The sequence below is a fragment of the Xenorhabdus sp. TS4 genome (assembly GCF_014467265.1).
Lineage (GTDB): Bacteria > Pseudomonadota > Gammaproteobacteria > Enterobacterales > Enterobacteriaceae > Xenorhabdus > Xenorhabdus ehlersii.
This window is the reverse complement of the sequence record NZ_NKHQ01000011.1, coordinates 113,039-136,732: the sequence shown is the minus strand read 5'-3', so window position 1 is coordinate 136,732 and position 23,694 is coordinate 113,039. Positions and strand designations below refer to the sequence as shown.

General features: G+C 44.2%; 15 protein-coding genes and 2 pseudogenes. 7 read left to right on the top strand and 10 right to left on the bottom strand.

The annotated features are described in order from the left end of the window. Positions 1–96: 96 nt before the first annotated feature. From Xets_RS28270 to Xets_RS28260, 3 genes and pseudogenes are all read right to left on the bottom strand, one after another. Positions 97–544, bottom strand: a pseudogene (locus tag Xets_RS28270) (hypothetical protein); the annotation flags it as partial. Positions 545–664: 120 nt separating this feature from the next. After that, positions 665–1,624: an ABC transporter substrate-binding protein gene (locus tag Xets_RS28265; RefSeq protein ID WP_099131194.1), complete on the bottom strand. Its 960-nt coding sequence runs from the start codon at positions 1,622–1,624 to the stop codon at positions 665–667. Positions 1,625–1,637: 13 nt separating this feature from the next. Further along, on the bottom strand, positions 1,638–2,036 hold the full coding sequence (locus Xets_RS28260) for a hypothetical protein (RefSeq protein ID WP_099131193.1): 399 nt from the start codon (positions 2,034–2,036) through the stop codon (positions 1,638–1,640). A 263-nt stretch (positions 2,037–2,299) separates the two neighbouring features. Here Xets_RS28260 and Xets_RS28255 point away from each other — a divergent pair, with 263 nt between their 5' ends. After that, the gene (locus tag Xets_RS28255) at positions 2,300–4,396 is read left to right on the top strand and encodes a TonB-dependent receptor (RefSeq protein WP_187651098.1); all 2,097 of its coding nucleotides are present in this window, start codon (positions 2,300–2,302) and stop codon (positions 4,394–4,396) included. A gap of 138 nt (positions 4,397–4,534) precedes the next feature. On the opposite strand, the gene Xets_RS28250 is transcribed toward Xets_RS28255, so the two are convergent. The 3 genes and pseudogenes from Xets_RS28250 to dinG form a co-directional block, all read right to left on the bottom strand. Then, positions 4,535–4,876 carry a cupin domain-containing protein gene (locus Xets_RS28250; RefSeq protein ID WP_099131218.1) on the bottom strand — a complete coding sequence of 114 codons (342 nt, stop codon included), beginning with the start codon at positions 4,874–4,876 and terminating at the stop codon, positions 4,535–4,537. A gap of 410 nt (positions 4,877–5,286) precedes the next feature. Continuing rightward, positions 5,287–5,477 (bottom strand): annotated as a pseudogene (locus tag Xets_RS28245) (Tn3 family transposase); the annotation flags it as partial. A 272-nt stretch (positions 5,478–5,749) separates the two neighbouring features. Next, entirely contained in the window at positions 5,750–7,885 is a 2,136-nt protein-coding gene (gene dinG / locus Xets_RS28240; RefSeq protein ID WP_099131191.1) for an ATP-dependent DNA helicase DinG, read from the bottom strand. Between the two features lie 237 nt (positions 7,886–8,122). On the opposite strand from dinG, the gene Xets_RS28235 reads away from it, so the two are divergent. Continuing rightward, positions 8,123–8,278, top strand: coding sequence for a hypothetical protein (locus Xets_RS28235; RefSeq protein WP_167450587.1), 156 nt, complete (start codon positions 8,123–8,125; stop codon positions 8,276–8,278). Between the two features lie 39 nt (positions 8,279–8,317). After that, a complete protein-coding gene (sseA, locus tag Xets_RS28230; protein ID WP_099131189.1) occupies positions 8,318–9,157 on the top strand; it encodes a 3-mercaptopyruvate sulfurtransferase in 840 nt (279 codons plus the stop codon). Between the two features lie 301 nt (positions 9,158–9,458). Here sseA and Xets_RS28225 read toward each other — a convergent pair whose 3' ends face one another. The 4 genes from Xets_RS28225 to rhlE form a co-directional block, all read right to left on the bottom strand. Continuing rightward, positions 9,459–14,528: an RHS repeat domain-containing protein gene (locus tag Xets_RS28225; RefSeq protein ID WP_187651099.1), complete on the bottom strand. Its 5,070-nt coding sequence runs from the start codon at positions 14,526–14,528 to the stop codon at positions 9,459–9,461. Between the two features lie 314 nt (positions 14,529–14,842). Next, positions 14,843–15,949 (bottom strand): hypothetical protein, encoded by a 1,107-nt coding sequence (locus Xets_RS28220; RefSeq protein WP_099131187.1) that lies wholly within the window; start codon positions 15,947–15,949, stop codon positions 14,843–14,845. Positions 15,950–16,388: 439 nt separating this feature from the next. Next, the gene (dusC, locus tag Xets_RS28215; RefSeq protein WP_099131186.1) at positions 16,389–17,315 is read right to left on the bottom strand and encodes a tRNA dihydrouridine(16) synthase DusC; all 927 of its coding nucleotides are present in this window, start codon (positions 17,313–17,315) and stop codon (positions 16,389–16,391) included. Between the two features lie 3 nt (positions 17,316–17,318). Beyond that, positions 17,319–18,635 (bottom strand): ATP-dependent RNA helicase RhlE, encoded by a 1,317-nt coding sequence (rhlE, locus tag Xets_RS28210; protein ID WP_099131185.1) that lies wholly within the window; start codon positions 18,633–18,635, stop codon positions 17,319–17,321. Between the two features lie 370 nt (positions 18,636–19,005). Here rhlE and cecR point away from each other — a divergent pair, with 370 nt between their 5' ends. The 4 genes from cecR (at position 19,006) to Xets_RS28190 (ending at position 23,690) form a co-directional block, all read left to right on the top strand. Next, complete coding sequence (gene cecR / locus Xets_RS28205) at positions 19,006–19,701, top strand: transcriptional regulator CecR (protein WP_099131184.1); 696 nt, start codon at positions 19,006–19,008, stop codon at positions 19,699–19,701. A gap of 79 nt (positions 19,702–19,780) precedes the next feature. Further along, entirely contained in the window at positions 19,781–20,788 is a 1,008-nt protein-coding gene (gene hlyD / locus Xets_RS28200) for a secretion protein HlyD (RefSeq protein ID WP_187651100.1), read from the top strand. An 8-nt stretch (positions 20,789–20,796) separates the two neighbouring features. Beyond that, positions 20,797–22,533, top strand: a complete 1,737-nt coding sequence (locus Xets_RS28195) for an ATP-binding cassette domain-containing protein (RefSeq protein ID WP_187651101.1) — start codon at positions 20,797–20,799, stop codon at positions 22,531–22,533. Continuing rightward, a complete protein-coding gene (locus Xets_RS28190; RefSeq protein WP_099131181.1) occupies positions 22,530–23,690 on the top strand; it encodes an ABC transporter permease in 1,161 nt (386 codons plus the stop codon). The genes Xets_RS28195 and Xets_RS28190 overlap by 4 nt, the downstream gene beginning before the upstream one ends. Positions 23,691–23,694: the final 4 nt, after the last annotated feature.

Genomic DNA, 23,694 nt, shown 5'->3' with positions numbered 1-23,694 from the left:
GTTTATCTTATATAAAATAAATTACAGTGTAATAGTTATGATTTGGCTAGCATACCAAAATCACAAGGTAAGCCCCAATGTAGTTGTTTTTACCTCTCACATGACAGCATCCTGCATTTGGACTATCTGGCGCGATTCAGCAATGACATTATTGATTAATGCATCGATTTTACTACTGTCGTGATGATGTGCCGTGGTGGCGCGGCGCTGCCAATCGGCAAACGAGTGACTGCGAATGGACGCCCACATCATCAGTGGTGTCTGGCCATTACATGAACCTGAGATGATCTTGTCCTGAGCCGAAATGTAATCAACATCGACTGTAATACGTTCAACGTTTTTCCGTTTTGCAACAACAATCCCGCAAGTAATGGAGGAAATTATCATTTTTACCCGGAGACACAGATAGAATCGATATAGTGGGTAAGGATTCTACTAAACAAGATTTGATACGCAGTAATTTGGCGATTTTTGCCACCGAATAATGCGTATATTTTGAATAACAAAGTGTTTCCTCCGGGAATAGTTCTCGCCCAACCCAGCAGGCTGCCTGCATTGACGTTAATTCTCTCATCACTTATTCACTTGATTGAAAAATCCTGATTAATAGGAGCAAGTATAAAAATAAGTTGCATTCACACAGCCTCTGGCGGACGAGATCATTTTATTGCTTTGTCTTAGCCCATTCTCCCACGGCTCTGAGAGTATGTTCCGCACTGGCAAACGTGGGGGTAAAAACTTTGCCTGCATTAAGAAAAATAATCCGTTTTTCGCTAGCGGGTTTCATATAATGAGCCCATCCAGGCACAATCCGATCGAGTGCGGAACGAATAGCGTTCTCATCGTGCTCCTTGCTGCCCCAACTGTTGAGTACTACCAGAACGTCCGGATTGAGTTCGCCTAATTTGTCGGCACTCAACTGTAAAAGTAATTGAGATGAGGGGGCAGAAAGACCGCCTTGTGCCGAGAGATTCAAGCGGGTGAAACCAAGATCTTCCAATGCTTGAGTGAAACCAGTTGCTTCTCCGACGACATTGATCTGATCTGTTACAAGAATAGGTAGATAGGTCTTATTAGCCGGATTTTCCGGCAAAAGTTCGCGCGTTTCCGCTACGCGTTGTAAATACATATCCCGCCGTTCTTGAAAATTCTGCTCACGCCCGGTAAGTCTGGCCAAATTTTCTTCAATATTGAAATGATGGAATTTTCCAGAAAGGAAATTTTGCAGATAAACAGGAGCCACCGTTGAAAGCTGTTTTACCTTGTCGATATCGAATTCTGTTCCAATAATAAGGTCGGGTTTAAGTGCGTAAAGTTTTTCCAGATCGATCTCCCGACCAGCACTGATACCTTGTGGTTTTGTGTATCCTTCACCGAGCACAGCATCGACGAAATCTGCACCAAACTGATAGGTGCCATCTTCCGAACGACCATAACTGCCGACCGGTTGAACTCCCAGTTCCATTAGGGGCAGACCGATAGCTGGCTCGCTCATCACCACAATACGTTGGGGTTCCTCAGGAATAACGACTTCCCGTCCCATAGTATCCGTGACCTGCCGCGTTGCAGCAAAGGCCGATGTCCCCATCAAGCACAGTAATATGACAGTAATAGCAGATCGCATAACGTTTTCTCTTTCAGAGCGGAGTAGGGTTATATGGCTCGGTCAGATAACAAACCGCCCCTGACCGAATCACATCCATAATGGGTGGTTCATTAACATCTTCCATAATTTCGAATTTAAGACCGAACATGGATGCTTTTTTATCGGAATCGATTTGCCAGTAGCGTATATCGCTACCAGGCGGGGTTTTAAGGGCATCATTCAGCACATTATTGGCATGAATCTGAATATAAACGTCGAAGATTAGGTCATTCTCAGGTGTCATCCCCAACGATTGTTGAATAAGATCGAATGGTACATCTGCATACGGCATTGAATTATTGATAGTGTCTCTGGTGTCTTTTTCATGCGCTGCGATAGTCTTCCGGTTGTCAGATACGTGCGATAACTTTCCTGAATCAATATTCAACATGGATTTTCTCGTTTTATCAAACTGAGCTGTCGTTTTTCACAATGCATTAATACGAGCCAATATCCATTAAATGCCACATAGGAGGACTAATGCTGCCCGCAGAATGTGCGTTGCAGTGGCTGCCGTATTTGAAGCGAACTGACAAATATACAATTGACAAATGTGAAGGTTAACATAATATTGGCAGCCTGTGAACGTTAATGATAATGATAATGATAATGAGAATTAAATCTATAAAGACAGTCACGCCTATTGGTATAAAGATGGGGAATCTGCTTTTTTCGCGCAGAAAAGTGTTACTTAGCAGTGCGATTTTGTTTTCCTTATCGTCCTTGGGGGGACAAGCTACCGCTTTGACTCAAGCAGAGAAAAACAAAACGGGGAGCGATGACGCCGATGTCATCACGGTAACGGGTGAAAAAACAGAAAGATCTCTGCAGAGAACGTCAAGCTCAGTCACGGTTATCTCCGGGCAGGAGATACAGAGTAAGCCTGAGGCGACAACTATCGTTGATATTTTGCAGGGTACACCCAATGTGCTTTACACTAGCAGTACAGGTGCGCCGAGTATTCGCGGTATTGAGACAAACGGGCCTCTCGTAGGAGGGAATACTTTTCTTTCCAAACCCATACCGCGAGCGACCATCAGTGTTGATGGACGTTATATCAGCTCCGCTGAATTTAGTTTGGGGAGAGGGCCTGTTTGGGACGTGAATTCAGTAGAAGTATTCCGAGGCCCACAAACGACGACACAGGGGGCAAATAGCATCGCCGGTGCGGTGATTGTCAAGACTAATGATCCCACCTTTACCCCCGAATTCGATGGGCAGATTTTGTACGGAAGCCACCAAAAGAAACGTGCTTCCTTTACTGTCAATGGCCCATTGACAGACGATCTCGCAGTACGCCTCGCCATGGATTACAGCGGCAGAAATACGTTCATTAAATATACCAACCCCAGTTTCTCTGATTCTGATATGAACAAAGATTTCGAAAATCTGGATGTCCGCGTTAAGGCACTTTGGCAACCGCTGGATAGCCCTTGGTTGGCCAAACTGACCTACTCCCATATGGCCGCAAAAAATCCTGACAGTGAGTCGGCGTCATTACCCTACCGTGATTTGAATAACTTGACGCTAAGCACCAACAGAGCCAAGACCAACAGTGATGTCGGCATCTTAGATCTTCAATATACATTCGAAAACGATATGGTGCTCTCCAACCAGCTCCAATATTCTGCATCGAAGTACCGTTACACTTTCACGAAGGCAATTCCAGGTATCGCAAATCGCGATTCGAACAATGTTTCCAACGAAATACGTTTGAATTTTGGTGATGAATATTCAATTTGGAGTGGAGTGACAGGGCTCTATTATTCGCGTGATAAGGCCACGAATGTGCTTGATAATCAGTTGGGCAAGGCAGATGCCGATCTGACTAATACCAGTGTCGGTCTTTTCTCAGAGACTACCAGGCGTTTTGCGGAAAAATGGACTCTGACTGGCGGTTTACGTTATCAATATGACCTGGTTAAGCATAAAGGGGTCACCAGCTATGTGCCCGGCGTTTATCATGAATATAGCAAAGGATTCCATGCTATTCTGCCGAAAGTTTCTCTCGCCTATGACGTTACTGACGATATAACCATCGGTACTCTGATAAGCAAAGGCTATGCGCCGGGTGGTACAGGTGTGAATTTCTCTGGGCATTCCTATTACACCTTCGCTCCAGAGAAGGCTTGGAATTATGAGTTGTTTGCGCGTGGTAACGCGCTCAATAATCGATTACTGGTAACCGGTAATATCTTTTATACAGATTATAAGGGGTTCCAGAGTTCTGTAGAGGATTACACGAAAGACAGACCTAACGGTGGTTCTATCCTTGTCAACGCCGATAAGGCGGTAACCTATGGACTTGAGCTGGGGGCCGATTATCGTGTGCTGGACAATCTTCGCCTACGTGGTGGACTTGGATTGCTTCATACCGAAATCAAAAAATTCGCCGATTATCGAGGTAACTTGTTTGAGGGAAAACAGTTCGCTAAAGCGCCTGGCTACATGTTTAATATCGGTACTGACTGGAACATCACCGAAAAAGTTCGTCTGAGTAGCGATCTTCGTTACGTAGATCGTTACTTCTCAAATGACCAGAACGATCCCGAGTTGCGAGTCAGTTCCTATTTAGTGTCCAATCTCCGTTTATCATATAATCCGACCAACTATCTGGAACTCTTTGCTTACGGAAATAACATCTTTGACAGACGTGCGCCGACACAGAAATACAACGATCGTAAGGCTGGGACTTCAGGATACATGCTGGAGCCGCGTGAAGTGGGTATCGGTATGAAAGTACGCTTCTAAAAATCAGCACATTGACCGCACCGACTGGTAGGTGGTAGGAACAGGGGGGAGCTAATCAGCCGCTCTCCCTACCTCCATCTCAAATCACGCGTAACACTTATTATCTGAATTCACGACCTGACAATTTTTATTAATAATTTATTGGCCTGAATTCGCAATTATATAGGGTTCTATTAATAATAGCTTGGTTAATTCCTTGGACGAAGGCTTACTTTCTTCCCCTTTAGGTACCACAAAAAACTCACCTTGCTTTATTATTACGTGATCATTTTTAAAATCTATACGAAGTTCACCTTCAATAACCATAAACACCTTGTCTTCATCTTCATGTGTGTGCCACATAAAATCACCCTCAGCGAGTAATATGATTATCTTATATTCGTTTGTTTGAGCTATCACCTTCGGTGACCATATTTCTTCTATTAAATCAAATTCTTGTTTTAAATTATTGACTTTTCTCAATGCTGCAATATGGCTCATGTTATATTCCTTTCCTTTAACTAGTTTTTGGTTTAAATTTTTAATACTTACCCATTCCATGGAATTATAGTTTTTCCGTTTTTTATAGTGGCATACAGGTAAACAGATTTAAACATTCGGTTTATCAGGTACCGAGCGTTGCGCTCCCATCAATGACAATATCCTGTAACATTATGTGGCTTGCTTGGTTGACAAAACGTTCATCAGGAAGAGACATGAACTCCTGAGAAGGAAAACGCCATTACGATAATGCAAATAGAAATGATTATCAATATAATTGGCATCATTGATTAATGACATTTTCTTGTAAAAATTTCTATAAATAGGGGGCGGTTCTGGTAGGGGGCAAAATGACACTCTAAGCTTTTCCTTCGCAAGGCCACAAATATTCTCAGGGTTCTTTCTACTCACCTCACTTCACGTAAGGCTGTTGCCAGTTCATTTTGTCGTGGGTAAGAAGCAAGCTTACTCAATAACTGGATTGGTTTGATTTTTCCTGAAGGCATTATTATTGCGCATCGAAAAAGATCCGGCCAGTTTGCAATAATAAGGTCTTTTTCCCGCCAACCAGCTTGCGCAAATCTTTTGGGGTTCTGTCAAGGGTAACTACATGAAATTGCCTAGATAGTAGATGTTGATGTTGATGTTGATGTTTATATTTTTGATGAACCCACCAATGATATTGATTTAAAATTAATCACTTTTTTTAGGGCGCAGATCGAATCCTTTGCCGACAAAAAAATTTTATTTTAAGCCCTCATGATGAGAATTTTTTGCAAGGGTTAATGATCAATGATTATAAGATACATCAAAACCAAGTCATCAGAATGGAACACTGATGCAATGTGATTGGATAAATAACCCATCCTTGAGTTATTTATCCTTTTTCATTATCGCCAATTCCTTTTCCGACGGCACCTTTGGCCGTTCAATTGGAAATACCGGCAAAGAATTCAATAAACGTGAACCATAACGTTTGGTGAATAACCGAGTGTCATAAATCACCACATCACCATAACACTCATGGCTACGAATTAGCCTCCCCACTTGTTGGATCAAGTTAAAGGAAGCGCTGGGTAAACTCTGTACTTCAAATGGATAACGTTTTAAAGATTTCAACCATGCGCTTTCAGTAATAATCACCGGATTAGTTACGGGGGGAAATGCAATTTTATGGATATGGACTTGTGAAAGATAATCGCCTTTTAGATCCAATCCTTCTGCGAATGACTGCAACCCAACCAGAATGCTGGTTTGTCCTTCATCAATACGCTTGCCATGTGTTTCTACTAATCGATAACGAGGCTGATCACCTTGTACCAATAACATCAACCGCAAGTCTGTAACAAAAGTCAGGAACCCTTCCATTGCTCGTTGGCTGCTAAAAAGTACCAACATTCCCCGATGTTTCCCTGCCATCAGTTGGGAACGAAAATAACGTGACATTTCCTCAAGATGCTGCATTTCATGCTGAATGGTCGGCTCTTGTGTCATTTGAGGAATGACCAAACGCCCTTGTCGCACATGTTCAAAAGGTGATGACAGGCTGATAAAACGATCACCATAATTTTGGTGTAATCCGGTAAGTTCTTGAATGCGGGAAAAGCTATTTAGTGAACATAACGTGGCCGATGTCACTACAACATGAGGAATGGTGCGCCATAGTAGCTGAGTTAATTGTTCGCTGACCCGAATTCCGGCACAATGAAAATAAAGATGTGATTGGTTTTTCTCATAGCGGCGCGTTAACCATTTTGATATCGGCGCATGGGAAGACTCTTCTTGTGAAGCCAAACGCCACAGTCTTGTTATATTCTCAAAATAACCCAATATCCGGCTGGATTGCAAAATAGCACGATGCAAGCGGACAATATCTTGTTTGGCTGTCTGATCACTTAAATCATTTAAAATCGCTTCCGCCAAACCACGCAATCCATCAGTGAGTTTAAATAATTGCTGACAGCATAGCAGTAAACTATCCGGTAACTTTCCCAGTTCGAATAGGTATTCTTCCGCTTCACCACGCTCAGGCAATAATGCCTGTGTTATCTCCGCCAATTCCGTAAAGTATTCACGGATTGTTGCACAATGAGTCTGCAATCGAGGGATATTTGCCAAAGCAGGCGGTTTTGTCGGTCGGAATTGAACCAGGTACTGTTCTACATGACGGATAAATGCATCTAACTGCCCATTAAGTTGGAATAAGGTTATTTCCCCTTCAACTTCCAAGGCATCCCTTGCTACTTCGGGAATATGGTGCCCTTCATCCAGAACCAACAACAGATTTTTTGCTTCCGGCAAAACAGATTCACTTTCCAACGCAGCCATAACCAAAGAGTGATTGGCAACGACAACATCTGCATCTTCAATTTCCCTACGGGCAAGAAAAAATGGACAACGGGAGTAAAACTGACAATTGCGTGCCAGACAGTTCATTTTATCCGTACTAATTTTTGTCCACAGAGAATCTGCCAGTGCCAGTTTATGGTGATCACGTAAGCCATCCCAAACAAATGTCGTATAATCACTACGCAATCGACGGCATAGTTCCCGCTCTTCACTATTGGCTATTTCAGTCTGGTCTTCAACCAGAAACATCAAGTCAATCTGCTCCCCTTCTGCGGCGCAAATGGCTTCCAAGTTGCGCGGACAGACATAACGTGCCCGACCAAAAGCGCCGGTAAATTTCAGATCAGGAATAATCTTACGCAGCAGCGGTAAATCCTTGCTATAGATTTGATCTTGTAAAGCAACATTGGCTGTACTGACTACCAATGGTTTCTGTTTTGCCCGACTGATGGCAATCCCAGGGATCAGATAGGACAACGTTTTTCCTACTCCTGTTGGTGCTTCTATCACCAAATGCCGCCCTTCTTCATCCGCCAATGTCTTGGCAACCTCAGCGATCATTTGGCGTTGCGGGGCGCGTGGAATGAAACCATCAATATGAGTAGACAATGATTTATACCACTGACTTATCTGTTTTTTTATTGAACTGGAAAGTGCCATAAGTTTTGCTGCTGAAAAATGAGGAGGCTATTCTCCCATAGAGTTAATCCCAAATCAGCTTCATAAGGCCATTATTGGGAAACGGTTGCCAACTTTTTCTATCAATGCCAAAAGTGAATGCAAGAAAATGGGTTAGTGCTTGTCTGAAATAGAGAAGCCGATATACTTTTGCCTTTCTATCTTTTGGATTTTGATGATTGTTATAATCTTTTTATTAAAACCTTATTGGACACAGAGATGAAAAAAATCCTGCTCATTATCATTATATTATTTTCCATCGGTTCAATGGGTGGGATCTTTCTGGCAGGGATGAATATATATACCCGTTCAACCACACCAGAAGAAACGCCACAACAGACTCAGCAGGAAAATACGCCAACAGGGCCACAATAAATATGTTGGTTTGTATCGTAACACCAGATGAGGAATCTCATGAAAAATGAATATTTTGTCAGTTCACAATGGTTAAACGAACATCTTCATGATGAGAATGTCATTGTCATTGATGCCAGTGCCCCAATGCCCACCCAATCCATTGATTATCACCAACTCTGGTTAGAGAAACACATTCCGGACGCACAATTTTTTGATCTTGATAAAGTTGCCAATCTACAAACCAACCTGCCACACATGCTGCCGGAGCCAGAAACTTTCCGTCAGGCTGTCAGTAAAATGGGCATCAGTGAAGATCATCTGGTGGTAATTTACGATCAAGGCAATATGTTTTCCGCCCCACGGGCCTGGTGGACATTCAAAATCTTTGGCGCCCATCACATCCGTATCCTCGAAGGAGGCTTACAAGGCTGGCAACAAGCTGGTTATCCAACCGAATCAGGAAAAGTTACCCGCTCACCTGAAGTTTTCAATGTGCAGTTTACCCCTGAAAAAGTCTGTTCTCAGGTGCAGATCCTTGATGCTCTCCGTAATGAGGTAGCAGTACAATTTGTGGATGCCAGAGCAGAAGACCGTTTTCAGGCAAAAGTGCCAGAACCCCGTCCTGGTCTAAGAATGGGACACCTTCCCGGCGCTAAAAATGTTCCGTGGACGGCCCTGATTGATAATGGGCGTTATAAGTCAGCAGAAGAAATTGTGGCAATATTTCGCAAACAGGGCGTTGACTTAAACCAACCTATCATTACCAGTTGTGGCTCTGGTATGACAGCCGCTATTTTAGTCTTGGGGCTTGATATGATTGGTCATAAGGAAGCAAGATTATACGATGGCTCCTGGGCTGAATGGGGAGCCAATGATTCACTTCCATTAGAAAAATAGATTATTCGAAATAATCAATCGTAACAAAGGGCATCAAAGTAACATGCCCTGTCTTGTCATTTAGCAAGGATGCCAGCAATGAGGCCAAAGATAATCCATGACAGAATACCCATAGACAACCTCCAAAACTGATGAGTTTATTGGTTTACAAATTCAATTTCTCTTCTACGCCTTAATTTAAGACACCAACGAAAAGAATTGCAAATTGTAAAAGTTGCAATAAATGAACCAACAGGCTAATTAGTGTTGGGACATGGAACATAAAATAAAATTAAGCGCCTAATAGTTAAACTAACTTATATTACAAGTGCAATCTCGCCTCTATTAATGCTGTAAATACCCTAATCTTTGGAATAAAATTATTATTAAAAAATTGAAATGCTGTATCATTTAATAAAATATTGGGCGGGAAATCTGCGGTAGGAAATGCTTCTCGTATCATATAATATAGCCAGTCATTGAGCTTAAAACGAGAAAATCCAGCTTCTTGCCATAACTCTTTCATCGTGTTTATAGTATTGTTATTCATTTGAAGTCCCTCTACTATATGAGATTGCACGATAAGGCGAAGTGTATTGACAGAGTCAACCACACGAGAAGACATATCACCAGTACCTAATATACTGGTATTTGTAAAGTTCAAATATAATGCTTCAAATTGTCCACTCGAGATATCTACTGGACGTTCAACTACATTTCCTAATGGAATCATATTATTAATAATTTCTATAGTGGAATTATCTCCTCTTGGCCTAAAGAATACTCTTCTTAAGTGTCCCACTTCTCCCTCAGGTAATAATCCTTGAGTTTCAAGTCCTATAGTATAAATACCAGTTCCTGCAGGGTTTTCAACGCGCATAACCCTCCCTTCATTTATAGCATTCCTAAACGCGACTACATAATCGCTAGTACTATTTTGTACTCCCCCTGGAAGAGCCAGGTTCATACCACGCTGCTCTCCTCTTCCACTCAATCCATGACTAAAACTTTCCATCAATTGCTCACCTACTTTCCTCATGCCTGTCGCAATACCGCCAAGAACACCAGCTCCCAGACTCAGCGCCCCAAGCCCCAGAGAGATCCATCCGAGCGTTGCTGAGGCTCTGGGATTGCTGTCTTCTGTGGCAGCACTGGCAATCCCCGTGACATCGGCAACAAGCCCCGCAATAATGGCAGTATCACCAGCCAGTGATGCCCCGCCAGTGGGAATAGCCACAACCAAGCCAACAACCAACCCGATGACTCCGCCAATAATCCCAAACAGGCTGCCCAAGCTGATATGCCCCGTAGGATCAATACGATTAATGGGATCACCGAGGCAGTAGGCATACGCATTTAGCCCCCCTGCGCCAAACGGACTACAGCCATCAGGCGCATTAAAACGCATCAAAACCGGATTATAAGCCCGATAGCCATTACCCAAGTGATAAGTTCCCATCACGGGATCAACACGCTCACCATTATAAGCCGGAATATCAGGGTTGCGTTCCTCTTCTGCCTGCTGCCCATAAGGCGAATAGCGATAGCGGGTTTGGGTACCATCACTTTTGTCGCTAACCAACACACTGCTATGTCTATCAGTACCCAATAAATGCGTATGGGTATCCGTAATGGTAGCAACGAGTTCCCCCTGAGCACGTAACAGTCGGGTCGCCATGCCACTTTCGCGCAGAATTTCTGTCATGCGCGTCGCCCCCTGATAATAAAGTTCATGGGTCTTGTCTGTTCCCATTTGTTGCAGCACCAGTCGGTTGGTCGCATCATAAGTATAGGTACTGGTGGTGTCACTTAAACTGGCTGAAATCAACCGCCCCAAGACATCATAAGTTAAATGACGACCAGCCTCATCGTGTATCAGGCGACCCGCAGCGTCATACACCAAAGTGATTGTGGCTGGATAATCTGGGTGCGTATGGGTTACGGTATGCAACTGACAAGGATCTGACGGATTGTAGGTAAATGTCGCTGTATCACAGCTTCCATCATTGAGGGTCGTCACACAAGTGAGGATGTTACCCAAATGGTCATAAGTAAAACGCTGACGGGTAATACTAAAGCCATAGGCATCACGTGGACATTCTGAGCCAGTACAGTGATACACTGTTAGCCAATAACGGGCGGGATCGTACGTGTAATTCTCCTGACGCAACAAACCAGCATTCTGTGAACGGGTCATGCGTGATGCTATTTGTCCTGTGACCGTATAAGTCTGTTCAAGCGTCAGCGTATCCGTTTCCGTCTGGATTTGGCGTTGAGTTTCACGCTCAAAATCATCAAAACTGAGCGTGGTGGTTAATGTTTTGTCATGCTGTTTATCGTGAACGCACCAGCTCTTGACCCGGCTGGCCGCATCATAGGTTAATACAACGTCAATATCAGCATCCCGCGCTGCAATCGGACGGCCAAACTCATCAAAACTGACATGACAATTTTTTCCTGTCACATCCTGATAAGCGGTCAGTCCGCCGACAGGGGAATAGGTATAGTTTGCCTCTCGTGCAGCCCCAGCCTTGGCATCCTCAAAACGGAAGGTTTCCCGCTGCAAACGTCCGGAAGCGGTATATCCCATACTATGAGTAGCCCGTTGGGCGGCACTGGCCTCCGTCATTACCCCAGTCTTGGGATCATACGTAAAGCGCTGCTGTATTTCCCCCGCATCCACCTGTGTCAAGGCCTGACCGAGCAAGGGTTCATAGGTATACAACGTCGTTTGACCCAACGGATCAGTGATCTGGCTGGGATAGGGGTTTTCCCCCTGATAGGAGGAACAGTAGGTACGCCCGCCACTGGTGGTTGAAATCGAGCGATGCAGGCTGTCGAAGCTACGCGTACCCAGCACCTTATCGCCAACCGCAATTTGCGTCACTAAACTGTCTGCCGTAAATGGGGCATAAGATTTTCGAACAACAGTGCCATCACTGTAACTTATCGTCAACAATCGTCCCAATAAATCGTAGGCGTACTCGGTTTTTTGCCCCAATGCGTCAAAGGTGGCCCGCAATCGTCCCAGACCATCATAGTGATGGTACTGCTGGCTATGCTGCTTGCCCTGGCTATCATAGAGCGTTAACGTGACAGGCTGGTGACGTTTATTGTACTTCACCGTACATTGACTAAAAGACAGCCCTTCCGCCTGTCGGGTGATCTGCGCGGTGCGGGTCACCGGATCATAATCGTGTTGGATGCTCCCGCCGGTATCTTGGGTAATCCGATGTGCTTTTCCCCAGTCATCATATTCAATCCGTTGATGGGAGGAAACCTGAACCACACGGGATGCACTGTCAGTGCCATTTTCCACTGGCAGCCAGTCATGCCGCGTTTGGGTCACCACACGTCCCCAACTGTCCCTCTCCATTTCAGACACTAACTGCCAGCGCTGATCGGGCTGCCCCTTTTCCAGTATTTCCTTCTGATAGGCATGTCCCAACCCATTAAAGCGGATACGCACCTGATTGCCCCACACATCGGTTTTCGTTGTCGTCACCGCCCCAATCGCTTCAATGGCATAATCATACTGCACCATTTGGCAATAATCGGTATGGGCATTACTGATATGCTTTGAAATACGTCCAATATCATCATAGACATAATCAGTAGTCCGTCCCTGTGCATCCACTTCATGCCATAACTTGTCGCTGACCTGCGATTGAGTGACTTGGGTTGTGAAGCTAAGCTGGTCATGCCCTGTCCATTCGGTGCTTTTTATCAGTGCCTCACCTCGCAGGATATAACTGAAGGTTTGCTGGCTTGTCCATGTCTTGCCCGCCGCAGCGATCTTTCCTTCCAAGGTGGCATAGCGGGTCTCGTCAATACGGTGAATGCGCCCATGATCGGGAGAATTCACATCATTCACATAGCTGGTCTGGCTTTTATGCAACAACTGGCCTGAGCTATGCCAGCCCTGATAGGTGCAGACCACAGTATAAGCACAGGGTGCACCGGCGAGTGTGGGTAGTGAATCATAACGATAAACCACCTGATATATCGGCGCATCATCATAAACACCTTCAGGAGAGGATTTACCGGGTGTAACGGTCTTGGATTTGACAAAACGCACGAAGCCATGCGGTGAGGCCGGACAGGCACCTTCTTCCCCCTCTACCGGATAATAAACCCAGTCAGTGCGGGTGCCATCCGGGGCAATCTGCATTGTCGGGTTACCCGCTTCATCAAATTCGGTCTGAACAACCTCCACGTCAGAGGCATCATTAAAGCTGACACTGGCCGTTTTCGGCATCTGGAACTGAGGGGGTTGTTTTTCAAACGACAACCCCGTTTGGGCATAATAGTCGGTCTTATGCACCCGCTTGCACCCATTTTGCTCCGTAGATTCGGAAACCAATAGATGGTATTTATTATACTTTCGGGTAATATGGCGTTGCGTTGTGCCGTTGTCCCAGCGTTCGGTCGAGCCATACCAGTAATTGCTTAAGGCACCGTAGAGATAATCTTCATCATCATTCCAGCTCTCGTTACTCCCATAACCCAAAAAATTATATTCGGTATATTTATAGTGCCTGATGATTTCAGGACCTTGCTTTGTATGTTGCGTGTACTGGGTGACATAAGGCAAAGGTGGTAATTCTGCCCCTTTGGGAAACTGATGGCCGTCAAAATCGTAATCAACAAATTCAGTGGCACCTGTCGGAGATGAAACCCGGTTTAAAAAACCGCTGTCTGAATCATATTCCAGCTTCCAAATTAATGTGTGGTTACTCGTCTCATTGCTAATCTGAGTGACTTTATCATTATCAAAGAGTAATCGGATATCATAAGATTCCGATGATTCGGGCCAGACCGTAATACGGGTATAAAAAGCCGTTTTATACTCGATTTTTAACAGCACCCGCCTTTCGTCCGATATAGCAGCAAGACGGGGCATAGTCTCCGTCTTATAAATCCAGTCCAGTTTCAGAGAATGGCCTAGCGGGGTAAATATCTGTGTAGGAACTTTGAGGTGATAGGCATTGTTCGGCCCGGTCAACACTTCAACTGTACCCGATTTATGGATCACCCAGTAAACATTCCGTGCAACGTCCTTTTCAAACCGCACAATATCCTGCTTATACTGTTTCAGATAGACGGCGTCCTTATATTCATCCACTTTATAGCGCTCACCGGTGGAGAGACTTAATAACCGTTGCCAGCTGTCATACTGGGTCAGCCCCAGGGAAAAGCCAATACCAAACCCCTGGTTGTCGGTATTAAGCGGGTTATACGCCAGCGCTATCGTCTGGGTTGGTCCGAGATGATTATTGCCGGTTAACTGGGCAACCAGCATGGTATAAGTAAACAAACCGGTTCGTGGATCAACGCTGCCTGTGGCCGCACTTTGAAAGTTGTGGGCATTTGAGAAAAAATCATATGGCATTTTAGCGCCTCTCTTTTTTATTTATGGAAAAACGTATTTCTCATTTCATAATCAGAGGATGCTCAAGGAAAATTTACTACGGCGACTGACAAAAATATTATAGAGAGAGCAAACATCTTCATTTTTTTAAGCAGTAGCCATTTCAGACTTATTATTCAGGATCCGCACGATAGACTTTGGGTTTTTCTTCGTTGTTATCATGGCAAGATTCTACTTTGTATAAACATTGGCTTTTTGACGCTTGTATGTAAAATCTGATGCATTTATTGCATAAAATAGCAACTATTTTGCATAGAGACGTCATTCTTGCTCATTCACCCCTCCCGTAGGTGAAACGAATCTGCATTGTCCATGATAATTTTTAGAAAGACAGACTCATTACCATAGATATCGCGGAATTTGAATTGTGGAATTTGGTCAGCCTCATCAACCCAAAAATTATCACCCCCCGGGCTTTCGAAATAAAGCCTACTCAAACTAACAACATCGGTGCGTGTTGTTGTGACTATCTCCTCTTGTGGGGTAGCTTCCCTTTTCAGACTGCTACTGAGATCTGGGGAATCATTTATTACGACCCGATAAGCAGCTCCAGCTGTTCTCTTGGCACTATATGTCCCCCAAAGAAACCAAAGGTAAAGATTGTTACTTCTTGTATGATGGGTAAATCTTCGGTAATCATACTTAAAGGTATCTTCATCGTTTATGGTATTTCGAATTTCAACATCATGAATTGCATACCCCTGACCTTTTTTAGGAAAAAGATAATAATTATTTTGAGTCCATTCCGGGTATTGAAACGAAATTTGCGTATGCTCTCCTCCTAATATATCAATTACAGTGATGGTCCGTTTTAATTCATATGTGCCATAGGCGACATTTTCTTCAATTTGTGGTGTTGGCACCAGATCATCAAAATGATAAGTGATTGGTTCATGACCTGTAACAACAATATGTGATCCCTTATAATGAGAATCATCTGATGAATACGTTTCTCCATCCAATGTAACTTTTGCTATTATTTCGATGAGTTCACTTTTTTTTGTTTTCAGCCAATAAATTTTTTTCTGAGGTTCAGAGTCATCACTGAGCGCGTCTTTTCCATATGATAAATTTGTGTCTCTTGTTATACTACGTCCTGGAAACTGGTGACGGTAATCGTTTTCCTCAGAACTGTATTGCCAATCACCAGATAATTTCTCACCTGTTATTTTATTAACTAATTCAATACTATTTAATTGTTCAGGAGATAAGGTTACCACCTCCTCATTATCGGTCGCAGCTTGTATATTAATAATGATACCAACTTGCATATTTCCATTAGCAAACAGATGACCTTCCCTTTTTCCACCAAATAATTCAAGATTAAAGGTGGGTAGCCTCATGATTTTTTTTGAAAAGCCATTTCTTTTTTGTGTGTTCATTATAATTCCCCTTTGAAAAAATAAGAATAAAAAACTCATTATCCTTTTAAGGAATTCTTGACTTCTTCCATTGCGATATTAAAAAACAATAGCGACATCCCATTGTTCAAATTAGGTATATATAATATTATATCCAACACTGAAATATTTCCAGAATAAATTACAAAAATAATATTACATAAATTAAATTACTTAAACAGCCAAATGGAAATTAAAATAAAAATGGCAACAAATTATTATTTAATAATATATTTTTTCATAATATTATTTAATGATAAAAATTCATTAATATATATCCCAGAGACACAGACAGCCCCCTATCTATATAACATCATGCGATATAGCGATGTGTCACTGGGGAAAATAATTACCGTTAAGAATTAAGAAAGTTGAGACTGTGACTGCTCCCCACCCTATCCCTATCGGGCGAGCAACTGTCTTAAACGATAGTATTGGCGATCTCAGCAGATGTTTTTAATACTCTGATTTGCATAAATAACTCATCCGCTTCATTATACTCTTTGCGCAAATACCCCAGCCATTGCTTGATACGGGCAACGTGATAAAGCCCCGTATCACCCTGTTTTTCGAGATAAGTATATTTTTGCAGTAACTTAAGTACATCACTCCATGGCATCTTTGGTTCGTTATATTTAATTACGCGGCTCAGATTTGGCACATGCAGGGCGCCACGGCCTACCATCACAGCATCACATCCTGTCGTTTTGATACACTCTTGGGCGCTCTGCCAATCCCAAATTTCACCGTTGGCAATGACAGGAATAGCAAGGCGACGCCGAATCTCCCCTATCGCCTTCCAGTTGATACGCTCTGCTTTATAACCATCTTCTTTGCTCCGCCCATGCACAACCAGCTCGGTTGCACCCGCTTGCTGGACGGCATCCGCAATCTCAAATTGGCGTGAAGCAGAATCCCATCCCAGACGTACTTTTACCGTTACCGGCAAATGTGCAGGCACGGCTTCACGCATAGCTTTAGCTCCCTGATAAATGAGTTCGGGATCTTTTAATAAGCTAGCGCCTCCACCACTGCCATTTACTGTCTTGGACGGACAACCACAGTTTAAATCGACACCCCATGATCCCAACTCAACCGCCCTGACAGCATTTTCTGCCAACCATTCTGGATATTGCCCAAGGAGCTGGAGCCTGACAGGCGTTCCCGATGGTGTACGGCTCTGATAATGCAGTTCAGGGCACAACCGGTAAAAAGATTTTACCGGCAGTAAGCTGTCAACCACACGCAGGAATTCAGTAATACACAGGTCATAGTCATTGATTTCACTCAACAGTTCTCTAACCAGAGAATCCAAAACCCCTTCCATCGGAGCCAGCAAAACGCGCATGGATTACTCTCCCGCCACCGAAGCACGTGGAGTTTTGGTTGCCCGATTTTTATTTACCCGGTTTTGTTTGGAATGGCTTGGTTTGCCATTTCTGTGTGGGTTATTACCGCGAGGATTATTACCACGAGAGTTATTATCACGGCTATTGCGCCCGTTTTGGATAGGTTCAGCTTTGATAGAAGGATCAGGTTCATAACCCTGAATGGCAATGCGTGGAATTTCTCGCTTCAATAGGCGCTCAATATCTTTCAGGAGTTTGTGTTCATCGACACACACCAGCGATATTGCTTGCCCAGTAGCTTCTGCACGCCCAGTACGACCAATTCGATGCACATAATCTTCGGCAACATTTGGCAACTCATAGTTGACGACATAGGGTAATTGGTCAATATCCAGTCCACGGGCAGCAATATCCGTTGCCACCAACGCGCGGATTTTCCCTGTCTTAAAATCAGACAGCGCACGGGTTCTTGCCCCCTGACTTTTGTTGCCGTGGATCGCAGCAGCAGTCACACCATCTTTGTTCAATTGCTCCGCCAACCGGTTTGCACCATGTTTGGTTCGCGTAAATACCAACACCTGTTGCCAGTTCTGGCTGCCGATCATATAAGAGAGCAATTCACCCTTGCGCTTTTTGTCTACAAAATGGATTGCTTGTTCAATTTGCTCAGAGGCCGAATTACGCCGTGCCACTTCTACGCTTACTGGATCTTTCAGTAACTTATTGGCGAGGCTTTTAATTTCATCAGAGAATGTCGCAGAAAAGAGTAAATTTTGGCGTTTTGCTGGCAGCTTGTTCAACACACGACGAATATCGTGAATAAAGCCCATATCCAACATGCGGTCAGCTTCATCTAGAACCAGAATCTCTACGCGAGAAAGATCTACCGCATTTTGATGCTCCAAATCCAGCAAACGCCCCGGCGTTGCTACCAGAATATCCACACCACCGCGCAATTTCATCATCTGCGGATTAATGCTGACACCGCCGAATACAACAAATGAACGTAATTTGAGATATTTGCTGTAACTACGTACATTTTCCCCCACCTGAGCCGCCAGTTCTCGGGTTGGGGTTAAAATCAACGTCCTGACAGGACGGCGACCTTTTGCCTGAATCGGGGATTCACACAAAAGTTGCAAGATAGGCAAAGTAAACCCTGCGGTTTTTCCCGTGCCTGTCTGGGCACTGGCCAGCAGATCTTTGCCGGATAACACAACAGGAATGGCCTGCTGCTGAATAGGGGTGGGTTCCACGTAGCCTTGTTCTTCAACGGCACGCAAAATATCAGCCTTCAAGCCGAGTGACTCAAAATTCATAAATAAGAAATACTCCAGACTTCACCATGCCTGATATCAATTCAGGGGCAGTTTTATGGGAAGAAAACAGACGCGGTAAAACGCAAAGAAACTACACAAACTGCAATGCACCGTATATAAATAGGGCATGATTATAACAGATATGTCTTTCCACGCAGGCCAAAGAGAGCAATAAATTCGTCTAAAATTGACTAAATCTCTTTAGCCAAGGGAAATGAGCCAAAACTGGACGATTATTTTTTATGGGTGTCTATTAAAAAGACAATTTGTAGCAACTTTACATCTAATTACTTTAGTTTTAAAGTTAATCATACGATTGATATAGTTTTCAGCACTCCCGAAAACTCTTTGTCACAGGAAATATTTTGACATGGTAGCAAAGAAGGCCCAGACATTACGAGGCGAGCACGCCAAACAACAACTTCTGGAAGCAGCAATAGAAATTTTTGGCAAATCAGGTCTGGATGGCGCTACTACCCGCAACATTGCCCAACATGCACAGCAAAATATCGCAGCTATCGCATACTATTTCGGTTCCAAAGAAGGATTATACCTCGCCGTTGTGCAACATATTGCCGATAAGCTAAAAGCAGAGTTTTCACCTCTCATTGAAGCCATTGATCATTTTTTTGAGAAGACACCCAAACCCTATCCAAAAGACCCAATACTGGCATTTATTCATCAGGGAATGGTGAGCTATAACCGCCTGATTTTCGAGAAAAGCAGTATCAATATCAGCCGGATCATGTCCCATGAACAATTGACGCCAACAGAGGCTTACAGTGTCATGCATGAACAGGGACTAGCCCCAATTTATTCGCGGTTGAATAAACTCATCGCCAATTATATCGGAGCCGATGAACGCCAAATTTCCACCCAGATTCACACTCATGCTTTATTGGGTGAAATCCTTTCTTTCCGTCTGGCCAGGGAAGCCTTATTGCGCCAAACCGGATGGGACAATATTGGCGCCAAAGAATACGAATTAATCAATCAGGTTTTATCTCAACACATCAATTTATTGCTTGATGGGTTAAGAGAGAAATCAAAAATACATACCCAATAACTCTTAAGCAATGGCATAACCAACGAAGCCACCACTTGAAAGATAGAGGGTATAAATTGAACAAGGCATAAGGGATGGTATGAACAGTAAAGAGTTTGCTCTTGCCCTATTGGCGCTCATTGTTGTTATCAGTGCGATTGTCGGTATCTACTATTATCAGGAACAAAATAGCAGGGAGCTAACCCTGTATGGCAATGTCGATGTCAGGACTGTCAACCTCAGTTTTCGGGTTGCCGGTAAACTGGCTGATCTACAAGTGGATGAAGGTGATGCCATTACGGTGAACCAGACACTTGGTCGCCTTGATGATACCCCCTTTATTAATGCCTTGAATCAGGCCAAAGCGGCTCGTGATGTCGCCAAGGCCAATCTTGCCAAAGCTGAAGCGGGTTATCGCAGCGAAGAAATTGCCCAAGTACGTGCTGAAGTAAAACAAAAAGAGTCAGCATTCCATTTTGCCGATAGCTTCCTGAAACGCCAACAAGGCTTGTGGCAAAGCAAAACCATCTCAGATAATGATCTGGAAAATGCCAGAACTGGACGCAATCAAGCACTGGCAGCTTACCAGGCGGCAAAAGATAAATTGCGTCAGTTCGAGACGGGTTATCGCATAGAAGAAATTGCGGCAGCAAAAGCCCAACTTACTCAGGCAGAAGCAACCGTAGCACAGGCGGAACTCAACCTGAAAGATACTCAACTCACTTCTCCATCGGCAGGGATGATCCTAACCAGAGCCATTGAACCAGGCACCATGCTGGCGGCGGGCAACACGGTTTTTACCCTGTCCCTCACCAATCCCGTTTGGATCAGGGCATATATTGATGAACCTCATCTCAATCAGGCTACCGCTGGACGGGAAGTTTTGATTTATACCGATGGGCGGAAAAACCAGCCCTATCATGGCAAAATCGGTTTTGTTTCTCCCACTGCCGAATTTACTCCCAAAAATGTCGAAACACCTGATTTAAGAACAGACTTAGTTTATCGCCTGCGCATCATTGTCCTTAATCCCGATAAGGGACTGAAACAAGGAATGCCTGTTACCTTGCGTTTTGCTGAAATAAATTTTACTGAAACAAATAAGTAGGCGATAACATGACCAGTTCAGCTTATACGATAAAACTGAACGGTGTGGAGAAAACTTTTCCAGGATTAGACGTTCCTGCTGTATCCCATCTACAAGCAGAAATTCAGGGTGGATCAGTGACGGGTCTTGTCGGTCCAGATGGTGCTGGAAAAACCACGCTGATAAGAATGTTAGCCGGATTATTGAAGCCTGATAGCGGCAATATTGAAATTATGGGACTTGATCCCATCAAGGACAGTGTTCAAGTACGTTCTGACCTCGGTTACATGCCGCAGAAATTTGGCTTGTATGAAGATTTAACCGTAATGGAAAATCTCACTTTATATGCCGATTTGCGTGGTGTACTGGGCGCAGAGTGCAAAACTACCTTTCAGAAATTACTCACCTTCACGGATTTAACCCATTTTACCGGACGGTTAGCCGGGAAATTGTCCGGTGGCATGAAACAAAAACTGGGGCTTGCTTGCACTTTATTAGGTAGCCCGAAAGTTTTGCTACTGGATGAACCTGGTGTAGGCGTTGATCCCATCGCCCGCCGTGAGTTATGGCAAATGGTTCATGAACTCGCTTCTGACGGCATGTTGATCTTATGGAGCACCTCTTATTTGGATGAAGCCGAATTATGTCGTGATGTTTTGCTTATGAACCAAGGTAAGCTGCTCTATCGCGGCCAGCCACAAGAATTAACCCAAAATATTGCGGGTCGATCTTTTTTGCTTGATGTCAAACAAGATGCGCGGCGCAAAATGTTGCAACATGCCCTCACCTTGCCCCAAGTGACTGATGGTGTAATTCAGGGAAAATATGTTCGTCTGATCTTAAAAGAAGAAGCGGATAAAAATGCATTACTCCAACAAATAGGGTTGCCTGAAGCCAATCTCTTCGAGGCCGAACCACGTTTCGAAGATGCATTTATCGACTTATTGGGTGGTGGCCCATCCCATCGTTCCGAATTGGCAGAAATAATGCCTCAAATCCCACCAAACCCAACGGAAACCGTGATAGAAGCCCGTAGCCTGACTAAAAAATTTGGCGATTTTGCTGCCACTGACCAAGTCGATTTTCAGGTGAAACGAGGGGAAATATTCGGCCTATTGGGGCCAAATGGAGCCGGAAAATCGACTACCTTCAAAATGATGTGTGGTTTAATGATCCCCACTTCAGGCAAAGCGCTGGTTCTGGATATGGATTTAAAAACCGGTTCAGGCAAAGCCCGCCAACACCTTGGCTATATGGCCCAAAAATTTTCACTTTATGGCAACCTGACTGTTGAGCAGAATCTTAAGTTTTTCTCCGGTGTTTACGGCTTGAAAGGTCGCCATCAACAAGAAAAGATGTCTGATATGATCCGAGCGTTCAATCTTAGGCCAATCTTACATCAAAAGACTGATAGCCTTCCGCTCGGGTTTAAGCAACGACTTGCCCTTTCCTGCGCATTGATGCACGAACCTGATATTCTGTTTTTGGATGAACCCACTTCGGGTGTGGACCCGCTGACCCGTCGAGAATTTTGGTTACATATCAATGGCATGGTAGACAAAGGGGTAACTGTGATGGTCACAACCCACTTTATGGATGAAGCCGAATATTGTGATCGTATCGGGCTGGTATTTAGAGGCAAATTGATTGCAGCCGGAACGCCCGATGAACTGAAACAACTGGTTACCACGGATAAGCTCCCTAACCCTTCCATGGAAGATGCTTTTATCGATCTCGTGTTGAACTACGATAAGGAGCCGCAATGAGTCATCCTGAACATATAACATCCCAACAAGCGGTCAGTTTCTCATGGCGTCGATTGAAAGCACTCTGTATCAAGGAGACTAAGCAAATTGTCCGTGATCCCAGCAGTGCTTTGATTGCGGTAGTTATCCCTTTGATGTTGCTCTTTATTTTTGGTTACGGCATTAACCTGGACTCCAGCAAGCTTCGCCTTGGTATTCTAATGGAACAGCAGAGCGAGGACGCCAGAGAATTGGTGCATGTATTTACAGGATCGCCCTATATTGATGCCACCATCAGCGACAATCGCCAGCTCTTAATCAAAAAAATGCAGGAAAACCAAATTCGGGGCATTATCGTCATCCCTGTCAATTTTGATGCCCAGCTTGCCCGCGCAGACGGCCATGCCCCCATCCAGGTTATTACCGATGGCAGTGAACCTAATACCGCCAATTTTGTGCAGGGCTATACCAAAGGTATCTGGCAAATCTGGTTACAACAGCGAGGGCAAAATCGTGGGGTTGCAACGACTCCCTTGATTGATACACAAATCCGCTATTGGTTTAATCCCGCCGCCATTAGCCAGCATTTCCTTATTCCTGGTGCTGTTTCAATTATTATGACCGTGGTAGGCGCAATTCTTACCTCGCTCGTCGTCGCCCGTGAATGGGAACGCGGAACCATGGAAGCACTACTTTCGACCCAAGTTACCCGCACCGAATTGTTGCTCGCTAAATTATTACCCTATCAAATGCTGGGGTCTTTTGTCATGGTACTTTGCATGTTATTCACAGTGTTTGTACTGGGAGTTCCCTATCGCGGCTCACTCTGGATATTAGCATTAGTCTCCAGCCTTTATCTCGCTACTGCCCTGGGTATGGGGTTACTAATTTCCACCCTAACACGTAATCAGTTCAATGCGGCGATGATTTCTCTCAATGCAGCTTTCTTGCCTGCCATTATGTTGTCTGGTTTTGTTTTCGAGATAGACAGTATGCCCGTACTTATTCAGGCTTCGACTTATGTCATACCGGCTCGTTACTTTGTCAGCAGCCTACAGACGCTCTTTCTGGCTGGGAACATTGGTACTGTGTTGATGACAAACCTGCTCCTGCTAATTGCCAGTTCCATTGTCTTTATCGGCCTGACCGCGTGGAAAACCCGTCGGCATCTGGAGTAAATAA